This window comes from Mesorhizobium sp. B2-4-14, assembly GCF_006442155.1.
Classification (GTDB): Bacteria; Pseudomonadota; Alphaproteobacteria; order Rhizobiales; family Rhizobiaceae; genus Mesorhizobium.
Genome location: NZ_VFVA01000011.1, coordinates 113,255 through 126,822, shown reverse-complemented (window position 1 = coordinate 126,822; position 13,568 = coordinate 113,255). Strand labels below are relative to the sequence as shown.

15 protein-coding genes and 1 pseudogene are annotated in these 13,568 nt (G+C 63.4%); 13 read left to right on the top strand and 3 right to left on the bottom strand.

What is annotated here, in order from left to right:
• Positions 1-62: 62 nt before the first annotated feature.
• Positions 63-440 (bottom strand): hypothetical protein, encoded by a 378-nt coding sequence (locus FJ938_RS12610; protein ID WP_140694109.1) that lies wholly within the window; start codon positions 438-440, stop codon positions 63-65.
• A gap of 167 nt (positions 441-607) precedes the next feature.
• Here FJ938_RS12610 and ureC point away from each other — a divergent pair, with 167 nt between their 5' ends.
• The 8 genes and pseudogenes from ureC to FJ938_RS12570 all read left to right on the top strand — a co-directional run bounded on the left by ureC (position 608) and on the right by FJ938_RS12570 (position 6,826).
• Positions 608-2,320, top strand: coding sequence for an urease subunit alpha (gene ureC / locus FJ938_RS12605; protein ID WP_140694107.1), 1,713 nt, complete (start codon positions 608-610; stop codon positions 2,318-2,320).
• 98 nt (positions 2,321-2,418) lie between these two features.
• Positions 2,419-3,013, top strand: a pseudogene (locus FJ938_RS12600) (hypothetical protein).
• Between the two features lie 42 nt (positions 3,014-3,055).
• Positions 3,056-3,661 (top strand): glutathione S-transferase family protein, encoded by a 606-nt coding sequence (locus FJ938_RS12595; RefSeq protein ID WP_140612690.1) that lies wholly within the window; start codon positions 3,056-3,058, stop codon positions 3,659-3,661.
• Positions 3,658-4,248, top strand: a complete 591-nt coding sequence (ureE, locus tag FJ938_RS12590) for an urease accessory protein UreE (RefSeq protein ID WP_140612692.1) — start codon at positions 3,658-3,660, stop codon at positions 4,246-4,248. The genes FJ938_RS12595 and ureE overlap by 4 nt, the downstream gene beginning before the upstream one ends.
• The gene (locus FJ938_RS12585) at positions 4,241-4,912 is read left to right on the top strand and encodes an urease accessory protein UreF (RefSeq protein ID WP_140612694.1); all 672 of its coding nucleotides are present in this window, start codon (positions 4,241-4,243) and stop codon (positions 4,910-4,912) included. The genes ureE and FJ938_RS12585 overlap by 8 nt, the downstream gene beginning before the upstream one ends.
• Positions 4,909-5,349 carry a DUF3995 domain-containing protein gene (locus tag FJ938_RS12580; RefSeq protein WP_140694105.1) on the top strand — a complete coding sequence of 147 codons (441 nt, stop codon included), beginning with the start codon at positions 4,909-4,911 and terminating at the stop codon, positions 5,347-5,349. The genes FJ938_RS12585 and FJ938_RS12580 overlap by 4 nt, the downstream gene beginning before the upstream one ends.
• Positions 5,346-5,987: an urease accessory protein UreG gene (ureG, locus tag FJ938_RS12575; protein ID WP_140694102.1), complete on the top strand. Its 642-nt coding sequence runs from the start codon at positions 5,346-5,348 to the stop codon at positions 5,985-5,987. Before FJ938_RS12580 ends, ureG begins: the two co-directional genes overlap by 4 nt.
• 71 nt (positions 5,988-6,058) lie before the next feature.
• A complete protein-coding gene (locus FJ938_RS12570) occupies positions 6,059-6,826 on the top strand; it encodes a class II aldolase and adducin N-terminal domain-containing protein (RefSeq protein ID WP_140694100.1) in 768 nt (255 codons plus the stop codon).
• A gap of 204 nt (positions 6,827-7,030) precedes the next feature.
• Here the strand turns inward: FJ938_RS12570 and FJ938_RS12565 are convergent, their stop codons facing one another.
• Positions 7,031-7,663, bottom strand: coding sequence for an HAD family phosphatase (locus FJ938_RS12565; protein ID WP_140694098.1), 633 nt, complete (start codon positions 7,661-7,663; stop codon positions 7,031-7,033).
• A gap of 244 nt (positions 7,664-7,907) precedes the next feature.
• Here FJ938_RS12565 and FJ938_RS12560 point away from each other — a divergent pair, with 244 nt between their 5' ends.
• A complete protein-coding gene (locus FJ938_RS12560) occupies positions 7,908-8,867 on the top strand; it encodes a sugar-binding transcriptional regulator (protein WP_140612702.1) in 960 nt (319 codons plus the stop codon).
• A 64-nt stretch (positions 8,868-8,931) separates the two neighbouring features.
• Here the strand turns inward: FJ938_RS12560 and FJ938_RS12555 are convergent, their stop codons facing one another.
• On the bottom strand, positions 8,932-9,117 hold the full coding sequence (locus tag FJ938_RS12555) for a hypothetical protein (RefSeq protein ID WP_140694191.1): 186 nt from the start codon (positions 9,115-9,117) through the stop codon (positions 8,932-8,934).
• Positions 9,118-9,227: 110 nt separating this feature from the next.
• Between FJ938_RS12555 and gcvA the strand changes: the two genes are divergently transcribed.
• The 4 genes from gcvA (at position 9,228) to FJ938_RS12535 (ending at position 13,503) form a co-directional block, all read left to right on the top strand.
• The gene (gene gcvA, locus FJ938_RS12550; protein ID WP_140694096.1) at positions 9,228-10,133 is read left to right on the top strand and encodes a transcriptional regulator GcvA; all 906 of its coding nucleotides are present in this window, start codon (positions 9,228-9,230) and stop codon (positions 10,131-10,133) included.
• Positions 10,134-10,362: 229 nt separating this feature from the next.
• Positions 10,363-11,673 carry a sugar ABC transporter substrate-binding protein gene (locus tag FJ938_RS12545; protein ID WP_140612708.1) on the top strand — a complete coding sequence of 437 codons (1,311 nt, stop codon included), beginning with the start codon at positions 10,363-10,365 and terminating at the stop codon, positions 11,671-11,673.
• A 122-nt stretch (positions 11,674-11,795) separates the two neighbouring features.
• Positions 11,796-12,668 carry a sugar ABC transporter permease gene (locus FJ938_RS12540; RefSeq protein ID WP_140612710.1) on the top strand — a complete coding sequence of 291 codons (873 nt, stop codon included), beginning with the start codon at positions 11,796-11,798 and terminating at the stop codon, positions 12,666-12,668.
• A gap of 10 nt (positions 12,669-12,678) precedes the next feature.
• Positions 12,679-13,503 carry a carbohydrate ABC transporter permease gene (locus tag FJ938_RS12535; protein ID WP_140612712.1) on the top strand — a complete coding sequence of 275 codons (825 nt, stop codon included), beginning with the start codon at positions 12,679-12,681 and terminating at the stop codon, positions 13,501-13,503.
• The last annotated feature ends 65 nt before the right edge of the window (positions 13,504-13,568 follow it).

The following is a 13,568-nucleotide window of genomic DNA, read 5'->3' as shown; positions in this document are numbered from 1 at the left end:
CTGCCACGGTTCCCTTCTTGAAGCGATCGGCGGACCGGTTACCGGCCCGCCGCGCCGATTCGTCAGCTGGCTTTCTTGGTGATCAGGGTCAGCGCGCCATTGGGCTCCATGCTGGCCGCGACCACCTGTGCCGAGGTCATTCCCTTGGCCTGAAGGGCGGACTTGACCTTGGGGGTGGCGTCGATCGAACTGCGCAGTTTCTGCAGCCCAGCATCGCCACGCTGGGCGATCACCTGATTGACCTGCGTCTGGGTATCCTTTGGCAGTTCGGTGATGTCGACAATGTTGACGCTCTGGATCGCCGGCGCGGCCTGCTGGCCGCCGGGCGCCGGCGTTTTCGCCGCAGGGGCGGGCGTGGCCGGGGTGGGCTGTTGCTGGGCACTGGCGGCACCGGCCAGCATCAGGCTGGCGGCGGCTGCAAGAACTATCGATTTGCGCATGGATTTTCCTTCCATCGATTTGGCAAACGGTCGTTTTGGGGTGACCTGCCAACCTCAACCGCCAAATGGGATGAGAAGGTGTCGCCCAGCGGGTCATTGCGTGACCATTGGATGGCGGCAATGTGCAGCCCGGCTTCAACCGCAGCGCATTTCGGGAGCAATCGCCGATGGCCAGAATAACTCGTGCCGCCTACGCCCAGATGTATGGTCCGACGGTCGGCGACAAGGTCCGGTTGGCCGACACCGAACTCATCATCGAGGTTGAGAGAGATCTCACCGTTCATGGTGAGGAGGTGAAATTCGGCGGCGGCAAGGTGATCCGCGACGGCATGGGCCAGAGCCAGGTGCCGCGGGCGCAGGGCGCGGTCGACACCGTCATCACCAATGCGCTGGTGATCGATGCCGGCGCCGGCATCTTCAAGGCCGATATCGGCCTCAGGGGCGGACAAATCGCGGCCATAGGCAAGGCCGGCAATCCAGACACGCAAGACGGTGTCACCATCATCATCGGCCCCGGCACCGAGATCATCGCCGGCGAAGGCAAGATTCTGACCGCGGGTGGTTTCGACGCGCATATCCACTTCATCTGTCCGCAGCAGATCGAGGAAGCGCTGATGAGCGGCATCACCACCATGCTTGGCGGCGGCACCGGTCCGGCGCATGGCACGCTGGCCACCACTTGCACGCCGGGACCATGGCATATGGCCCGCATGATCCAATCCTTCGACGCCTTCCCGATGAATATCGGCCTGTCGGGCAAGGGCAACGCCTCGCAGCCGGCGGCGCTCGAGGAAATGGTGCTGGGCGGCGCCTGTTCGCTGAAGCTGCATGAAGACTGGGGCACGACGCCGGCGGCGATCGACTGCTGCCTGTCGGTCGCCGACACCTATGACGTACAGGTGATGATCCACACCGACACATTGAATGAATCCGGCTTTGTCGAAAACACCGTGGCGGCGATCAAGGGCCGCACCATCCACGCCTTCCATACCGAGGGCGCTGGCGGCGGCCATGCGCCCGACATCATCAAGGTCTGTGGCCTGCCCAACGTCATCCCGTCCTCGACCAATCCGACGCGGCCCTATACGGTCAACACGCTGGCCGAGCATCTCGACATGCTGATGGTCTGCCATCACCTGTCGCCGTCGATTCCCGAGGACATCGCCTTTGCTGAAAGCCGTATCCGCAAGGAGACGATCGCGGCGGAGGACATCTTGCACGATATCGGCGCCTTCTCGATCATCTCGTCGGATAGCCAGGCGATGGGCCGGGTCGGCGAGGTGGCGATCCGCACCTGGCAGACCGCCGACAAGATGAAGCGCCAGCGTGGCGCGCTGCCACAGGAAACCGGCGACAACGACAATTTCCGCGTCCGCCGCTACATCGCCAAATACACGATCAACCCGGCCATCGCGCACGGGCTGTCGAAGGAGATCGGCTCGATCGCGGTCGGAAAACGCGCCGACCTGGTGCTGTGGAACCCTGCCTTCTTCGGCGTCAAGCCGGACATGGTGTTGCTTGGCGGCATGATCGCCGCCGCCCCGATGGGCGACCCCAACGCCTCGATCCCGACGCCGCAGCCGATGCACTATCGGCCGATGTTCGGCGCCTTCGGCAAGGCGAGGACCAATTCATCCGTGACCTTCGTCTCGAAGGCCGCGCTCGAATCCGGTTTGCATGGCCGTCTTGGCGTCGACAAGCAGTTCGTCGCCGTCGAAAACACCCGCGGCGGCATCGGCAAACATTCGATGGTGCTCAACGACGCCACGCCGCATGTCGAGGTCGATCCCGAAACCTACGAGGTGCGCGCGGATGGGGAGTTGTTGACCTGCGAACCGGCAACGGTGCTTCCGATGGCGCAGCGGTATTTTCTGTTTTAAGGCAAAAACGGCGATTGCGACAGGTGCCGCAAAATCCGTTGCAGCAGAGGATTCGACACCGCAATATGCGGCCTCGAAAAGCCGCATCGTGATCACGCATGGCAACTGAACTAGCCTCACCCCACGACATCTTCCCGCATATCCGCATCGTCATGGGCATGGTGATCGGGCTCGGCGTCGCCCGCCTGCTGTCAGGGGTGGCGCGCATCGTCCAGCATCCCGGCCAATACCGGCTCTATCCCGTGCACCTGGCCTGGGTCGCCTCGGTGCTGTTGACGCTGGTGCATTTCTGGTGGTGGGAGTTTTGGCCTCTACGCCATCGAAACATGGACCTTCGGCAAGTACCTTTTCATCATCTTCTACGCCATCACGCTGTTCCTGCTCTGCGCGCTGCTGTTTCCGGACTCGATGCTGGACTACACCAGCTACGAGGACTTCTTCTATTCCCGCCGCGCCTGGTTCTTCGGCCTGTTGGCCGCGACCTACCTGCTCGATGTGATCGACACGCTGCTGAAAGGACCGGAGCATTTCGCCCGCTTCGGCAACAAATACCTGTTCCGCACGCCGGTCTTCGTCGCGCTCTGCATCGCCGCGATCCTGGTGCGCGACCGCCGCTTCCACATCGCTTTCGTCGCGGCAGCGCTCATCTACCAGATATCGTTCATCCTGCGGCTCTTCGACACGATCGTATGATTATAGCGGATGGTCTAGAGTCCGGGGAAAAGGCAGGTTCTCATGTACAAGGCCATCGGATCGCGCGGATCGCGGGTCAGCCGCGTTCTCTGGATGCTCGAGGAGCTCGGGCAGCCCTATGAATTCGCCGAGGTCAAACTGCGCTCGCCGGAAGCCTATGCGCTCAACCCGTCGGGCAAGGTGCCGATCCTGATCGACGGCGAGCTGACGGTGACGGATTCGGCGGCGATCTGCGTTTATCTCGCCGACAAGCACGCGGAGAAGGGAATGGGCGCCAGTCCGGGCGTTGCCGGCCGCGCCGAGATGGATTCCTGGATGCATTTTGCCCAGAGCGAGTTCGAGGCGCCGCTGTGGAACAAGCTGCGCCACCGCTTCCTGCTGCCCAAGGAAGTGCGCGTCGATGTCGGCCCCGCCGCAACGTACGACTTTGCCTCGGAGGTCAAGGCCTTGGACCGGCGGCTGGGCGACAGACCGTTCGCGCTCGGCGACCGCTTTTCGGCCGTTGATGTGTTGCTCGGTGACATGGGCGGCTGGGCGCGCGCCGGCCGCTTCCCGATCGACTCCGGCCGCGTCAGCGCCTATTTCGACCGGGTGCTTTCGCGCCCTGCCCGTGCGCGGGCACAAGCCAATGGCGGAGCCATGACATGAAGCTCGATATCAAGATCGATTTCACCAAATTCCCGCGCGCGGTTTCGGTGCTGACAGGAAACGAGGCCGGGACCACGGCGCCGGCGGGCCGCGCGGTTCTTGCTCATGATGAGCGGCATCTGCGCCGCCGCGCCATCGAACTCGCCGACGGCAGCAAGGTGCTGGTCGACCTGCCCGAGCCCGTTGCCCTGAACGACGGCGACCGGCTGGTGCTGGAGGATGGCCGCCACATCGAGATCGCCGCCGCGCCGGAAGAAGTCCATGACATCCGCGCCCGCGACGCCGTGCATCTGGCCGAGCTTGCCTGGCACATCGGCAACCGCCATCTGGCGGCGGCGATCGAGGCGCACCGCATCCTCATCCTGCGCGACCACGTCATCAAGGCGATGCTGCAGGGGCTGGGCGCCACGGTGACCGACGTCTCCGAGCCGTTCAAGCCGGTGCGCGGCGCCTATTCCGGCCATGGCGGCGCGCATGGACATGATCACGGCCACGCTCATGCCCACGCCGAAGCGCACAGTCATGGCCACAGTCACAGCGAGGCGCATTCACACAGCCATTCGCACGACCATCACGATCATGACTGACCAACCTTCGAACATGGCGCTGCTGCGGCTGATGGCGTGGCTGTCGCCAGCCTTTCCGGTCGGCGGCTTTGCCTATAGCCACGGCCTGGAGCGGGCGATGCATGATGGGCTAATTGCCGATGCCGGGAGCCTCGCCCAATGGCTGGAGACGCTGGTCGAGATGGGCTCCGGCTGGAACGATGCCGTGCTGTTCGCCGAGAGCTGGCGCCGCGCCCGCACAGCCGGCGATCTCGACGACGTCGCGGCACTGGCCGAGGCGCTCGCCGGCTCGCGGGAACGTCACGCGGAGACCACGCAGCAAGGCGCCGCCTTCCTGAAGGCCGCAGCCGCCTGGCCCAATCCGGTTCTGGAGCGCTTGCCGGCCGATTGCGCCTATTGCATTGCCGTCGGTGCCGCTGCCGGCGGCCATGGCATAGGGCTGCAGGACGCGCTGTCCGCTTTCCTGCAAGCCTTCTTCTCCAACCTCGTCCAGGCGGCCATCCGCCTCGGCACCATCGGCCAGAGCGAGGCCACCTTGCTGCTGGCCGGCTTCGAGCCGCTGGCCCTGGCAACCGCCGCCCGTGCTTCCCGCTCGACTTTGGATGATCTCGGCGGCTGCGCCTTCGTCTCCGAAATCATGGCGATGAAGCACGAAACCCAGTATTCGCGACTGTTCCGCTCATGATCCTGCTTGCCTTCATCCTCTCATTCGTCCTGCTGCTGATCACAGCGCTGCACGTCTATTGGGGCATCGGCGGCATCTGGCCGGGCAGGGATGCTGCGACCTGCGCCCGGGCGGTGGTCGGGTTTCGCGGCGTCGATGAAATGCCGACGCCTTTCGCCAGTTTCGCCGTCGCGGCGTGCCTTTGCCTGGCAACGCTCTGGCCGCTGGCGCTCATCGGCTTCTTTGCCTCGCCCTTTCCCCGCGAGGGCCTAGCCGCCACGTCGCTGCTCATCGGGCTGGTGTTCCTGGGGCGCGGTATTGCCGGCTTCACGCCGTGGTGGCGGCGGCTGGCGCCCGAGCAACCTTTCGCGCGGCTCGACGTCCGCTACTATTCGCCGCTGTGCGTGTTGATCGGGCTCGGCTTCGCAGCCCTTGCCATCATGGAGTTCCCGATATGACCCAGCTCAACGGTCCTCTTCGCATCGGCATTGGCGGCCCGGTCGGCTCCGGCAAGACGACGCTCACCGAAAAACTGTGCAAGGCGCTGCGCGACGAATTTTCCATCGCCGTCGTCACCAACGATATCTACACCAGGGAAGACGCCATGATGCTGGCCCGGCTGCAGGCGCTGCCGGAGGACCGCATCGTCGGCGTCGAGACCGGCGGGTGTCCGCATACCGCCATTCGCGAGGACGCTTCGATCAATTTGCAGGCGATCGCCGAGCTGAACCGCAAATTCCCGAACCTCGACATCATCTTCATCGAATCCGGCGGCGATAACCTTGCCGCCACCTTCTCGCCTGACCTTGCCGATCTCACGCTCTATGTCATCTCAGTCTGCCAGGGTGAAGAAATCCCGCGCAAGGGCGGGCCGGCGATAACCCGCTCCGATTTCCTGATCATCAACAAGAGCGACCTGGCGCCCTATGTGAACGTCAACCTTGATGTCATGGAAAGCGACGCCGCCCGCATGCGCGGCAAGCGGCCGTTCGGCTTCACCGACCTGTCGCGCGGCAAGGGCCTGCAGGAAGTCATCGAATTCATCGTCGAGCATGGCGGGCTGAGGGCGAGCGCTACCGCGAGCACTGCAGCGTAGTCTGCACCAAACGAAAGCGGTTGCGGGCACCAGCGGAGCGCGGCATTCTTGCGAAAACTGGAGGATTTTTCATGAGCATTGCCCGCCTGCCAAGGGAAACGCTGACCAACCTGGCCTTTTACGAGGAGCGCGTCGATCTCGCCTGTGCCTTTCGCTGGACGGCGCGGCTCAACATGCACGAAGCGGTGGCCAACCATTTCTCGCTGGCGGTCAATGAAGGCGGCACAAAGTTCCTGATGAATCCCAACCAGGTGCATTTCTCACGCATCAAGGCGAGCGACCTGATCGAGATCGATGCCAACGACCCCGACACGCTGTCCGGCCCCAACGCGCCGGACCCGACGGCCTGGGGCCTGCACGGCGCCATCCATCGCAATGTGCCGCATGCGCGGTGCGTCATGCATGTCCATTCCATCCATGCCACGGTGCTGGCCTCGCTAGCCGACTCGACATTGCCGCCGATCGACCAGAATTCGGCGATGTTCTTCAACCGCCATGTCGTCGACGCCCACTATGGCGGGCTGGCCTTCGAGGAAGAGGGCGAGCGCTGTTCGCAGCTTCTCACCGATCCCAAGGTCAAGGTAATGGTGATGGGCAATCACGGCGTGCTTGTCGTCGGCGATACGGTTGCCGATGCCTTCAACCGCATGTTCTATTTCGAGCGTGCCGCCGAGACCTACATCAAGGCGCTGTGGACCGGTCGGCCGCTGCGCACGCTGTCCGACGCCATCGCCGAGAAGGCCGCGGCCGAGATGGACGACTATCCTGGCCAGGCCGAGCGCCACCTCGCCGAGCTGAAGGCGATCCTCGACGAGCAGGAACCGGTCTACCGGAACTGAAGATCCCGCGCTTTAGCTGACGCTGCGGCTCTCGCGAGCTCCACTTGATTTGAGAGCTTGGCGCTGCCCCTCACCCCTACCCTCTCCCCGTGAAGAACGGGAGAGGGGGCGCTAGCGCTGGAGCTTGTCCCTTCTCCCCGTTCTTCACGGGGAGAAGGTGCCGGCAGGCGGATGAGGGGCAGCGCGAACCATGTTAATTCTCGCTCAGAGCCCGAGTTCCCTGCGCAATTCCACCGCGCTGTTGATGACGATAGCGCCAGGCGGCCCTTCCATCGGCGCTTCCGGCCAGAAGATCGTCTTCATGCCTGCCGCGAGCCCGGCCATGGTACCCGGCCAGCTGTCGTCGACCGCAAACGCGTGCGCGGGATCGACGCCGGCAAGGTAAGCGGCGCGCAGGAAGGGCTCGGCGTGCGGCTTGCCTTCGCGCACATCGTTGCGGCTGATCGACTTCATGCCGGGATAGGTGAGGCCAACCATGCGCAGATTGGCGTCCACGATCATTCGGTCCGAATTGGAAACCACGGCCTGCTGCACGCCAAGCGCCCGCAATTCGTTGAAGACTTCGATGGCGCCGGGGCGCGGCTTCAGGCCCTCGACCAACGGCAGATAATGCTCGTATTTGCGCATGATCCAGTCGTCGAAAGGCATGTCGAGACCAAATTCGTCGCGCATCATCTCATAGACCGGCCAGGCGGCAACGCCCAGCACGCGCTCGTGCAGGTCGGCTGGCGGTTCGAGGCCGGCATTGTGCATTGCCGCCACGAGAGCGGCCGCGTGCAATGGCTCGCTGTCGACCAGCGTGCCGTCCATGTCCCAGAAAACCGCCTTCGGTGTCATGCAACGCTCCTTTTTGCCATCCCTTAAAGGGTTAGCGCCGAGAGATAAACCATCTGGGCGACAGAACGTGCCATCGGCCGGGACCAAGACCAGCCGCTTTGTCCGACAGACATGGTTGGCGGCAAAATCTCCCAGGCGCGATATCCAAGCATTTGCTCTTGAGATTGACAATTGCGCAGCAGACGGTTCCCTGCGAAACTAGAGGCGGACCGCTCGTGTGACCAGCGGTTTTGGGAGGCAGGACGTGAATACCCGGCAGGATGGCGGCAGCAACAGGCTGGACGACGCGGCGCGCGCCGGCTGGCTCTATTATGTTGCCGGCAACACACAGGACCAGATCGCAGCTACACTCGGCATCTCGCGGCAGACCGCGCAGCGGCTGGTGTCGCTGGCTGTGTCGGAGGGCTTGATCAAGGTCCGCGTCGACCATCCGATCGCCAATTGCCTGGACCTTGCGGCGCGGCTGAAGTCGCGCTTCGCGCTCGACCTCGTCGAGGTTGTGCCGAGCGACCCGACCTCGTCATCGACGACAATCGGCATTGCCGAGGCGGCGGCAGCCGAGATCGAAAGGCGATTGAGATCGCCGAGCCCGATCGTGCTCGCGATCGGCACAGGCCGCACGCTGAAGGCGGCGATCGAACAATTGCCGCCGATGGAGTGTCCGCAGCACAAGGTGGTGTCCTTGACCGGCAACATCTCGCCGGACGGCTCGGCTGCCTTCTACAACGTCATCTTCACCATGGCCGACAGGGTCAAGGCGCGCTCCTTCCCGATGCCGCTGCCGGTCATCGCCTCCTCGCCGCAGGAGCGCGAGATGCTGCTCAACCAGCCGATGATCCAGCCAACGCTGGCGCTCGCCGCCGAGGCCGACGTCACGTTCGTCGGCATCGGCGACCTCGGCCCAAAGGCGCCGCTCTATGAGGACGGCTTCATTTCCGAAACCGAGTTGAAGGCTTTGCAGAAGGCCGGCGGCATCGCCGAGATCGTCGGCTGGGTGTTCGATCGCGACGGGCGGATGATCGAAGGCATCACCAACGACCGCGTGTCGTCGGCGTCGCTGCCGTCGCGAGAGAGGTCGCTGGTCATCGCGCTTGCCATGGGCGAGCGCAAGCTGCCGGGCATACTGGCGGCCGTAAACCGCCGGCTGGTCAACGGGCTCATCACCGATGAGCGGACGGCGACCGCCCTTTTGGCCGGCGTCTGACCGACAGCCGCTGCTGCTGGCGGAACGGGTCGATGCCGTCCGCGTCGCGATAAAACCAACAGGGCTATCTGTGCCGCCCGAAAGGGTCGTTGCCATCGAGGAAACCGAGGTCGCGCTGCAGATGCGGCGACAGGTCCCTGATGTCGAGATGCGCCTTTTTTCTGATCGCGAACCAGCCAAAGCCGTCCGTAAGCCACGAAATCCAGCGGTGATCCGGAGCGGGAGTGCACTTTTGTTGCGCCATGGTCATGCTCGTCAACCTTCGCTATCCTGAACCCGAATGACAGGTTGACACTGAATGTCGGTCTTGCCGGCCAGCTTTGCCAATCGAACGTCGATAAGGACCCATAAGGAGGTTTTATGCCGGACCTCAGCTCGCGCCAGGTTTCGCAACTCCCGCCGCTGCAGGCGATCCGGGTGTTCGAAGCCGTGGCGCGGCATCTTTCCTTCACCAAGGCCGCCGAGGAGCTCGCCATGACGCAGGCGGCGGTCAGCTATCAGATCAAGGTTCTGGAGGAGCGGATCGGAGCGCCGCTGTTCCTGAGGCGCCCGCGCCAGATCGCGCTGACCGAAGCCGGACAGCGCCTGGCGCCTGCTGTCAGCGAAGCCTTTGCCATTCTCGGCCAGGCCTACGCCGCGGCGCGTGGCGGCGCGGATGGTCTGCTGTGCGTCACGACTGTGCTGACCTTCGCCTCGAACTGGCTGGCGCACCACCTCGGCTCTTTCCAGATTACTCATCCGTCGCTTGCCGTGCGGCTGGAGACGTCGAGCCGGCTAACGGATTTCGCCCGCGAGGATGTCGACCTCGCCATCCGCTCGGGCGGCGGCAAATGGCCGGGGCTGGAAGCCCACAAACTGCTCGACGCCGATTTTACGCCGATGCTGAGCCCCAAGCTCGCGGCGAGCATCGGCGGCATCAAGGAGCCGGCCGACCTGCTGCGGCTGCCGATCCTCGATCCGGGTGACATCTGGTGGACACAGTGGTTCGAAACCGCCGGCGTGCACGCGCACGACCTTGCCAAGCGGCCCGGCAGCAGCATGGGCGCGCAGGCCTACGAGGCCAATGCCGCGATCGCCGGCCATGGCGTGGCGATCCTGACCAGAGCGCTGTTCAAGGCCGAACTCGCCGACGGCCGCCTGATCCAGCCCTTCGACCTGGTCGGTGACGATGGCCACGCCTACTGGCTGGTCTATCCCGAGGCGCGCCGCAACGTGCCGAAGATCCGCGCCTTCCGGGACTGGCTGTTGGCTGAAATCGCCTGCTGATCGGCAGGCGACGGAACCAACATCCGATTTCAAAGATTTTGATCCCACTGCCTGGCCTCAGGCGGTGGCAACCCGGCCATTGCGCCCCCCCGGATCCTCGGCCGTTCGTCGCCATTCTTGGGTCGCGTGCTGCGCTGCAGCATCGAATCCGTCTTGACATAATTAAGACTAAATGAGTAATTGCTCACAGCCAAGGCAAATGCTCATCTTGGTTTATGGGAGGAATTTGATGAAACTTCGCACGCTCACCCTGGGCTTGTTGTCGGCCAGCGCCCTCGCCTTCGCCGCACATGCCGAATCCATCACCATCGCCACCGTCAACAATGGCGATATGGTCCGCATGCAGAAGCTGACCGACGACTTCACCAAGGCCAATCCCGACATCCAGCTCAACTGGGTCACGCTCGAGGAAAACGTGCTGCGTGAGCGCGTCACCACGGACATCGCCACCAAGGGCGGCCAGTATGACGTGATGACCATCGGCACCTATGAGGTTCCGATCTGGGCCAAGCAAAGCTGGCTCCTACCGCTCGACAAGCTCGGCGACGACTATGATGTCAAGGATATCATCCCGGCCATTGCCGGCGGCCTTACGGTCGACGGCAAGCTCTATGCAGCGCCTTTCTATGGCGAGAGTTCCTTCGTCATGTACCGCAAGGACCTGATGGACAAGGCCGGGCTGAAGATGCCCGATGCCCCCACCTGGGACTTCATCAAGCAGGCCGCCGACAAGATGACCGACCGCGCCAACGGCGTGAACGGGGTCTGCCTGCGCGGCAAGGCCGGCTGGGGCGAGAACATGGCCTTCCTGACCGCGATGTCGAACTCTTTCGGCGCCCGCTGGTTCGACGAGAACTGGAAGCCGCAGTTCGACCAGCCCGAATGGAAGAAGACGCTGCAGTTCTACGTCGACCTGATGAAGGCCGACGGCCCCGAGGGCGCTTCGTCGAACGGCTTCAACGAGAACCTGGCGCTGTTCCAGCAGGGCAAGTGCGGCATGTGGATCGACGCCACCGTCGCGGCATCCTTCGTCTCCGATCCGAAGAACTCGACCGTCGCCGACAAGGTCGGCTATGCGCTGGCGCCCGACAACGGCCTGGGCAAGCGCGGCAACTGGCTGTGGGCCTGGTCGCTGGCCATTCCCGCCGGCACCAAGAAGGCTGACGCCGCAGAGAAGTTCGTGTCGTGGGCGACCAGCAAGCACTATGCGGAGCTCGTCGCGTCGAAGGAAGGCTGGGCCAACGTTCCTCCGGGCACGCGCTCCTCGCTCTACGCCAACCCCGAGTACCAGAAGGCGGCTCCGTTCGCCAAGATGACGCTGGAGTCCATCAACGCCGCCGATCCGACGCATCCAACCGTCAAGCCGGTGCCCTATGTCGGCGTGCAGTTTGTCGCCATCCCTGAGTTCCAGGGTCTTGGCACCACCGTCGGCCAGCTCTTCTCGGCGGCTCTTGCCGGCCAGTCGAGCGTCGACGATGCGCTGAAGCAGGCCCAGGACGCCGCCACCGCGACGATGACCGAGGGCGGGTATATCAAGTAAGGCTCCTCCCGGTGCCGAATGCCGGCCAGCTTGCTGACCGGCAACGGCCGCCCGAAACCCAGTTCGGGCGGCCGTCTTCAATGCCTCTGAAAATTCAGCCTGATCCTTGAAGGGTGACCGTCATGGCTACTCAGCAGACCCGTTCGCTTGCCCGATTCATGATGGCGCCTTCCGTGGTGCTGCTGTTCGTCTGGATGATCGTGCCGCTGATTTTCACCATCTGGTTCTCATTCCTCCAGTACAACCCGCTCAATCCGGTCCGCGATGGATTTGTCTGGTTCTCCAATTACAAGCTCTTCTATTCCAACCCGGCCTTCCTGCAATCGATCCTCAACACACTCACACTCGTCGTCAGCGTGCTGCTGATCACGGTGATCGGCGGCATCCTGCTGGCGCTGCTCATCGATCAGCCGATGTGGGGCCAGGGGATCGTGCGCATCCTCGTCATCTCGCCGTTCTTCGTCATGCCGCCGGTGGCCGCATTGGTCTGGAAGAACATGATCATGCACCCGCAATATGGCGTGTTCGCCGACATAGCGCGCTTCTTCGGGGCACAACCAATCGACTGGTTCGGGCAGCATCCGATGACGGCGATCATCATCATCGTCGCCTGGCAGTGGCTGCCTTTCGCGACATTGATCCTGCTCACCGCGCTGCAGTCGCTCGACGGCGAGCAGAAGGAAGCCGCCGAGATGGACGGCGCCGGCTTCATCAGCCGCTTCATCTATCTGACGCTGCCGCACATGTCGCGGGCGATCACCGTCGTCATCCTGATCCAGACGATCTTCCTGCTCTCGGTCTATGCCGAAATCCTGGTCACCACCAATGGCGGCCCCGGCTACGCCTCCACCAACCTGCCCTTCCTCGTTTACCAGAAGGCGCTGCTGGAGTTCAAAATCGGCCAGGCATCCGCGGGCGGTGTGATCGCCGTCATTCTCGCCAACATCGTCGCCTTCTTCGCCATGCGCGCCGTCGGCAAGAACCTGGACAGATAAGGAGGAAAAGATGGCACGCGCAGTCACCACCCGGCACAAGACCATCGCGACGGCAGCCGCCTGGATCGTCGCCCTGCTGATCTTTTTCCCGATCCTCTATACGATCATCACCTCGTTCAAGTCGGAACAGGAGGCGATCCAGGGCTTCAACCTGATCCCGTCGGGGACATTCGAGAGCTATTCCGAGGTTCAGGCGCAGAGCGGCTATTTCAAGTTCTTCCTGAACTCGGTGCTGCTCTCGGTCGGCTCGACCATCCTGGCCCTGTTGGTGGCGATACCGGCGGCATGGTCGATGGCGTTCTCGCCGACCAAGCGGACCAAGGACATCTTGATGTGGATGCTGTCCACCAAGATGATGCCGGCGGTCGCCGTGCTGTTCCCGATCTACCTGATCTTCCGCAACCTCGGACTGCTGGACAGCCGCATCGGCCTGATGGTGATGCTAATGCTGATCAACCTGCCGATCGTGGTGTGGATGCTCTACACCTATTTCCGCGAAATCCCCGGCGAGATTTTGGAAGCGGCGCGCATGGACGGCGCCTCGCTGTGGAACGAGATCATCTATGTGCTGACCCCGATGGCGGTGCCGGGCATTGCCTCGACCATGCTGCTCAACATCATCCTGGCCTGGAACGAGGCGTTCTGGACGATCCGCCTGACCACCACGGATGCCGCGCCGCTCACCGCCTTCATCAGTTCGTTCTCCAGCCCGCAAGGCCTGTTCTGGGCCAAGCTTTCGGCGGCCTCGACGCTGGCGATCGCGCCGATCCTGATCATGGGCTGGTTCAGCCAGAAACAGCTGGTGCGCGGCCTGACATTCGGTGCCGTGAAATAGCGGGCATACCGTAGGCAGCGCCACGAACAAACAGACGGCGGACAATAACCCCTCGGGGAGGAAAC

Excerpts from the sequence above, each read along its gene's own strand:
- FJ938_RS12610 (WP_140694109.1), bottom strand. The coding sequence starts at position 440 with ATGCGCAAATCGATAGTTCTTGCAGCCGCCGCCAGCCTGATGCTGGCC.
- ureC (WP_140694107.1), top strand. The coding sequence starts at position 608 with ATGGCCAGAATAACTCGTGCCGCCTACGCCCAGATGTATGGTCCGACG.
- FJ938_RS12595 (WP_140612690.1), top strand. The coding sequence starts at position 3,056 with ATGTACAAGGCCATCGGATCGCGCGGATCGCGGGTCAGCCGCGTTCTC.
- ureE (WP_140612692.1), top strand. The coding sequence starts at position 3,658 with ATGAAGCTCGATATCAAGATCGATTTCACCAAATTCCCGCGCGCGGTT.
- FJ938_RS12585 (WP_140612694.1), top strand. The coding sequence starts at position 4,241 with ATGACTGACCAACCTTCGAACATGGCGCTGCTGCGGCTGATGGCGTGG.
- FJ938_RS12580 (WP_140694105.1), top strand. The coding sequence starts at position 4,909 with ATGATCCTGCTTGCCTTCATCCTCTCATTCGTCCTGCTGCTGATCACA.
- ureG (WP_140694102.1), top strand. The coding sequence starts at position 5,346 with ATGACCCAGCTCAACGGTCCTCTTCGCATCGGCATTGGCGGCCCGGTC.
- FJ938_RS12570 (WP_140694100.1), top strand. The coding sequence starts at position 6,059 with ATGAGCATTGCCCGCCTGCCAAGGGAAACGCTGACCAACCTGGCCTTT.
- FJ938_RS12565 (WP_140694098.1), bottom strand. The coding sequence starts at position 7,663 with ATGACACCGAAGGCGGTTTTCTGGGACATGGACGGCACGCTGGTCGAC.
- FJ938_RS12555 (WP_140694191.1), bottom strand. The coding sequence starts at position 9,117 with ATGACCATGGCGCAACAAAAGTGCACTCCCGCTCCGGATCACCGCTGG.
- gcvA (WP_140694096.1), top strand. The coding sequence starts at position 9,228 with ATGCCGGACCTCAGCTCGCGCCAGGTTTCGCAACTCCCGCCGCTGCAG.
- FJ938_RS12545 (WP_140612708.1), top strand. The coding sequence starts at position 10,363 with ATGAAACTTCGCACGCTCACCCTGGGCTTGTTGTCGGCCAGCGCCCTC.
- FJ938_RS12540 (WP_140612710.1), top strand. The coding sequence starts at position 11,796 with ATGGCTACTCAGCAGACCCGTTCGCTTGCCCGATTCATGATGGCGCCT.
- FJ938_RS12535 (WP_140612712.1), top strand. The coding sequence starts at position 12,679 with ATGGCACGCGCAGTCACCACCCGGCACAAGACCATCGCGACGGCAGCC.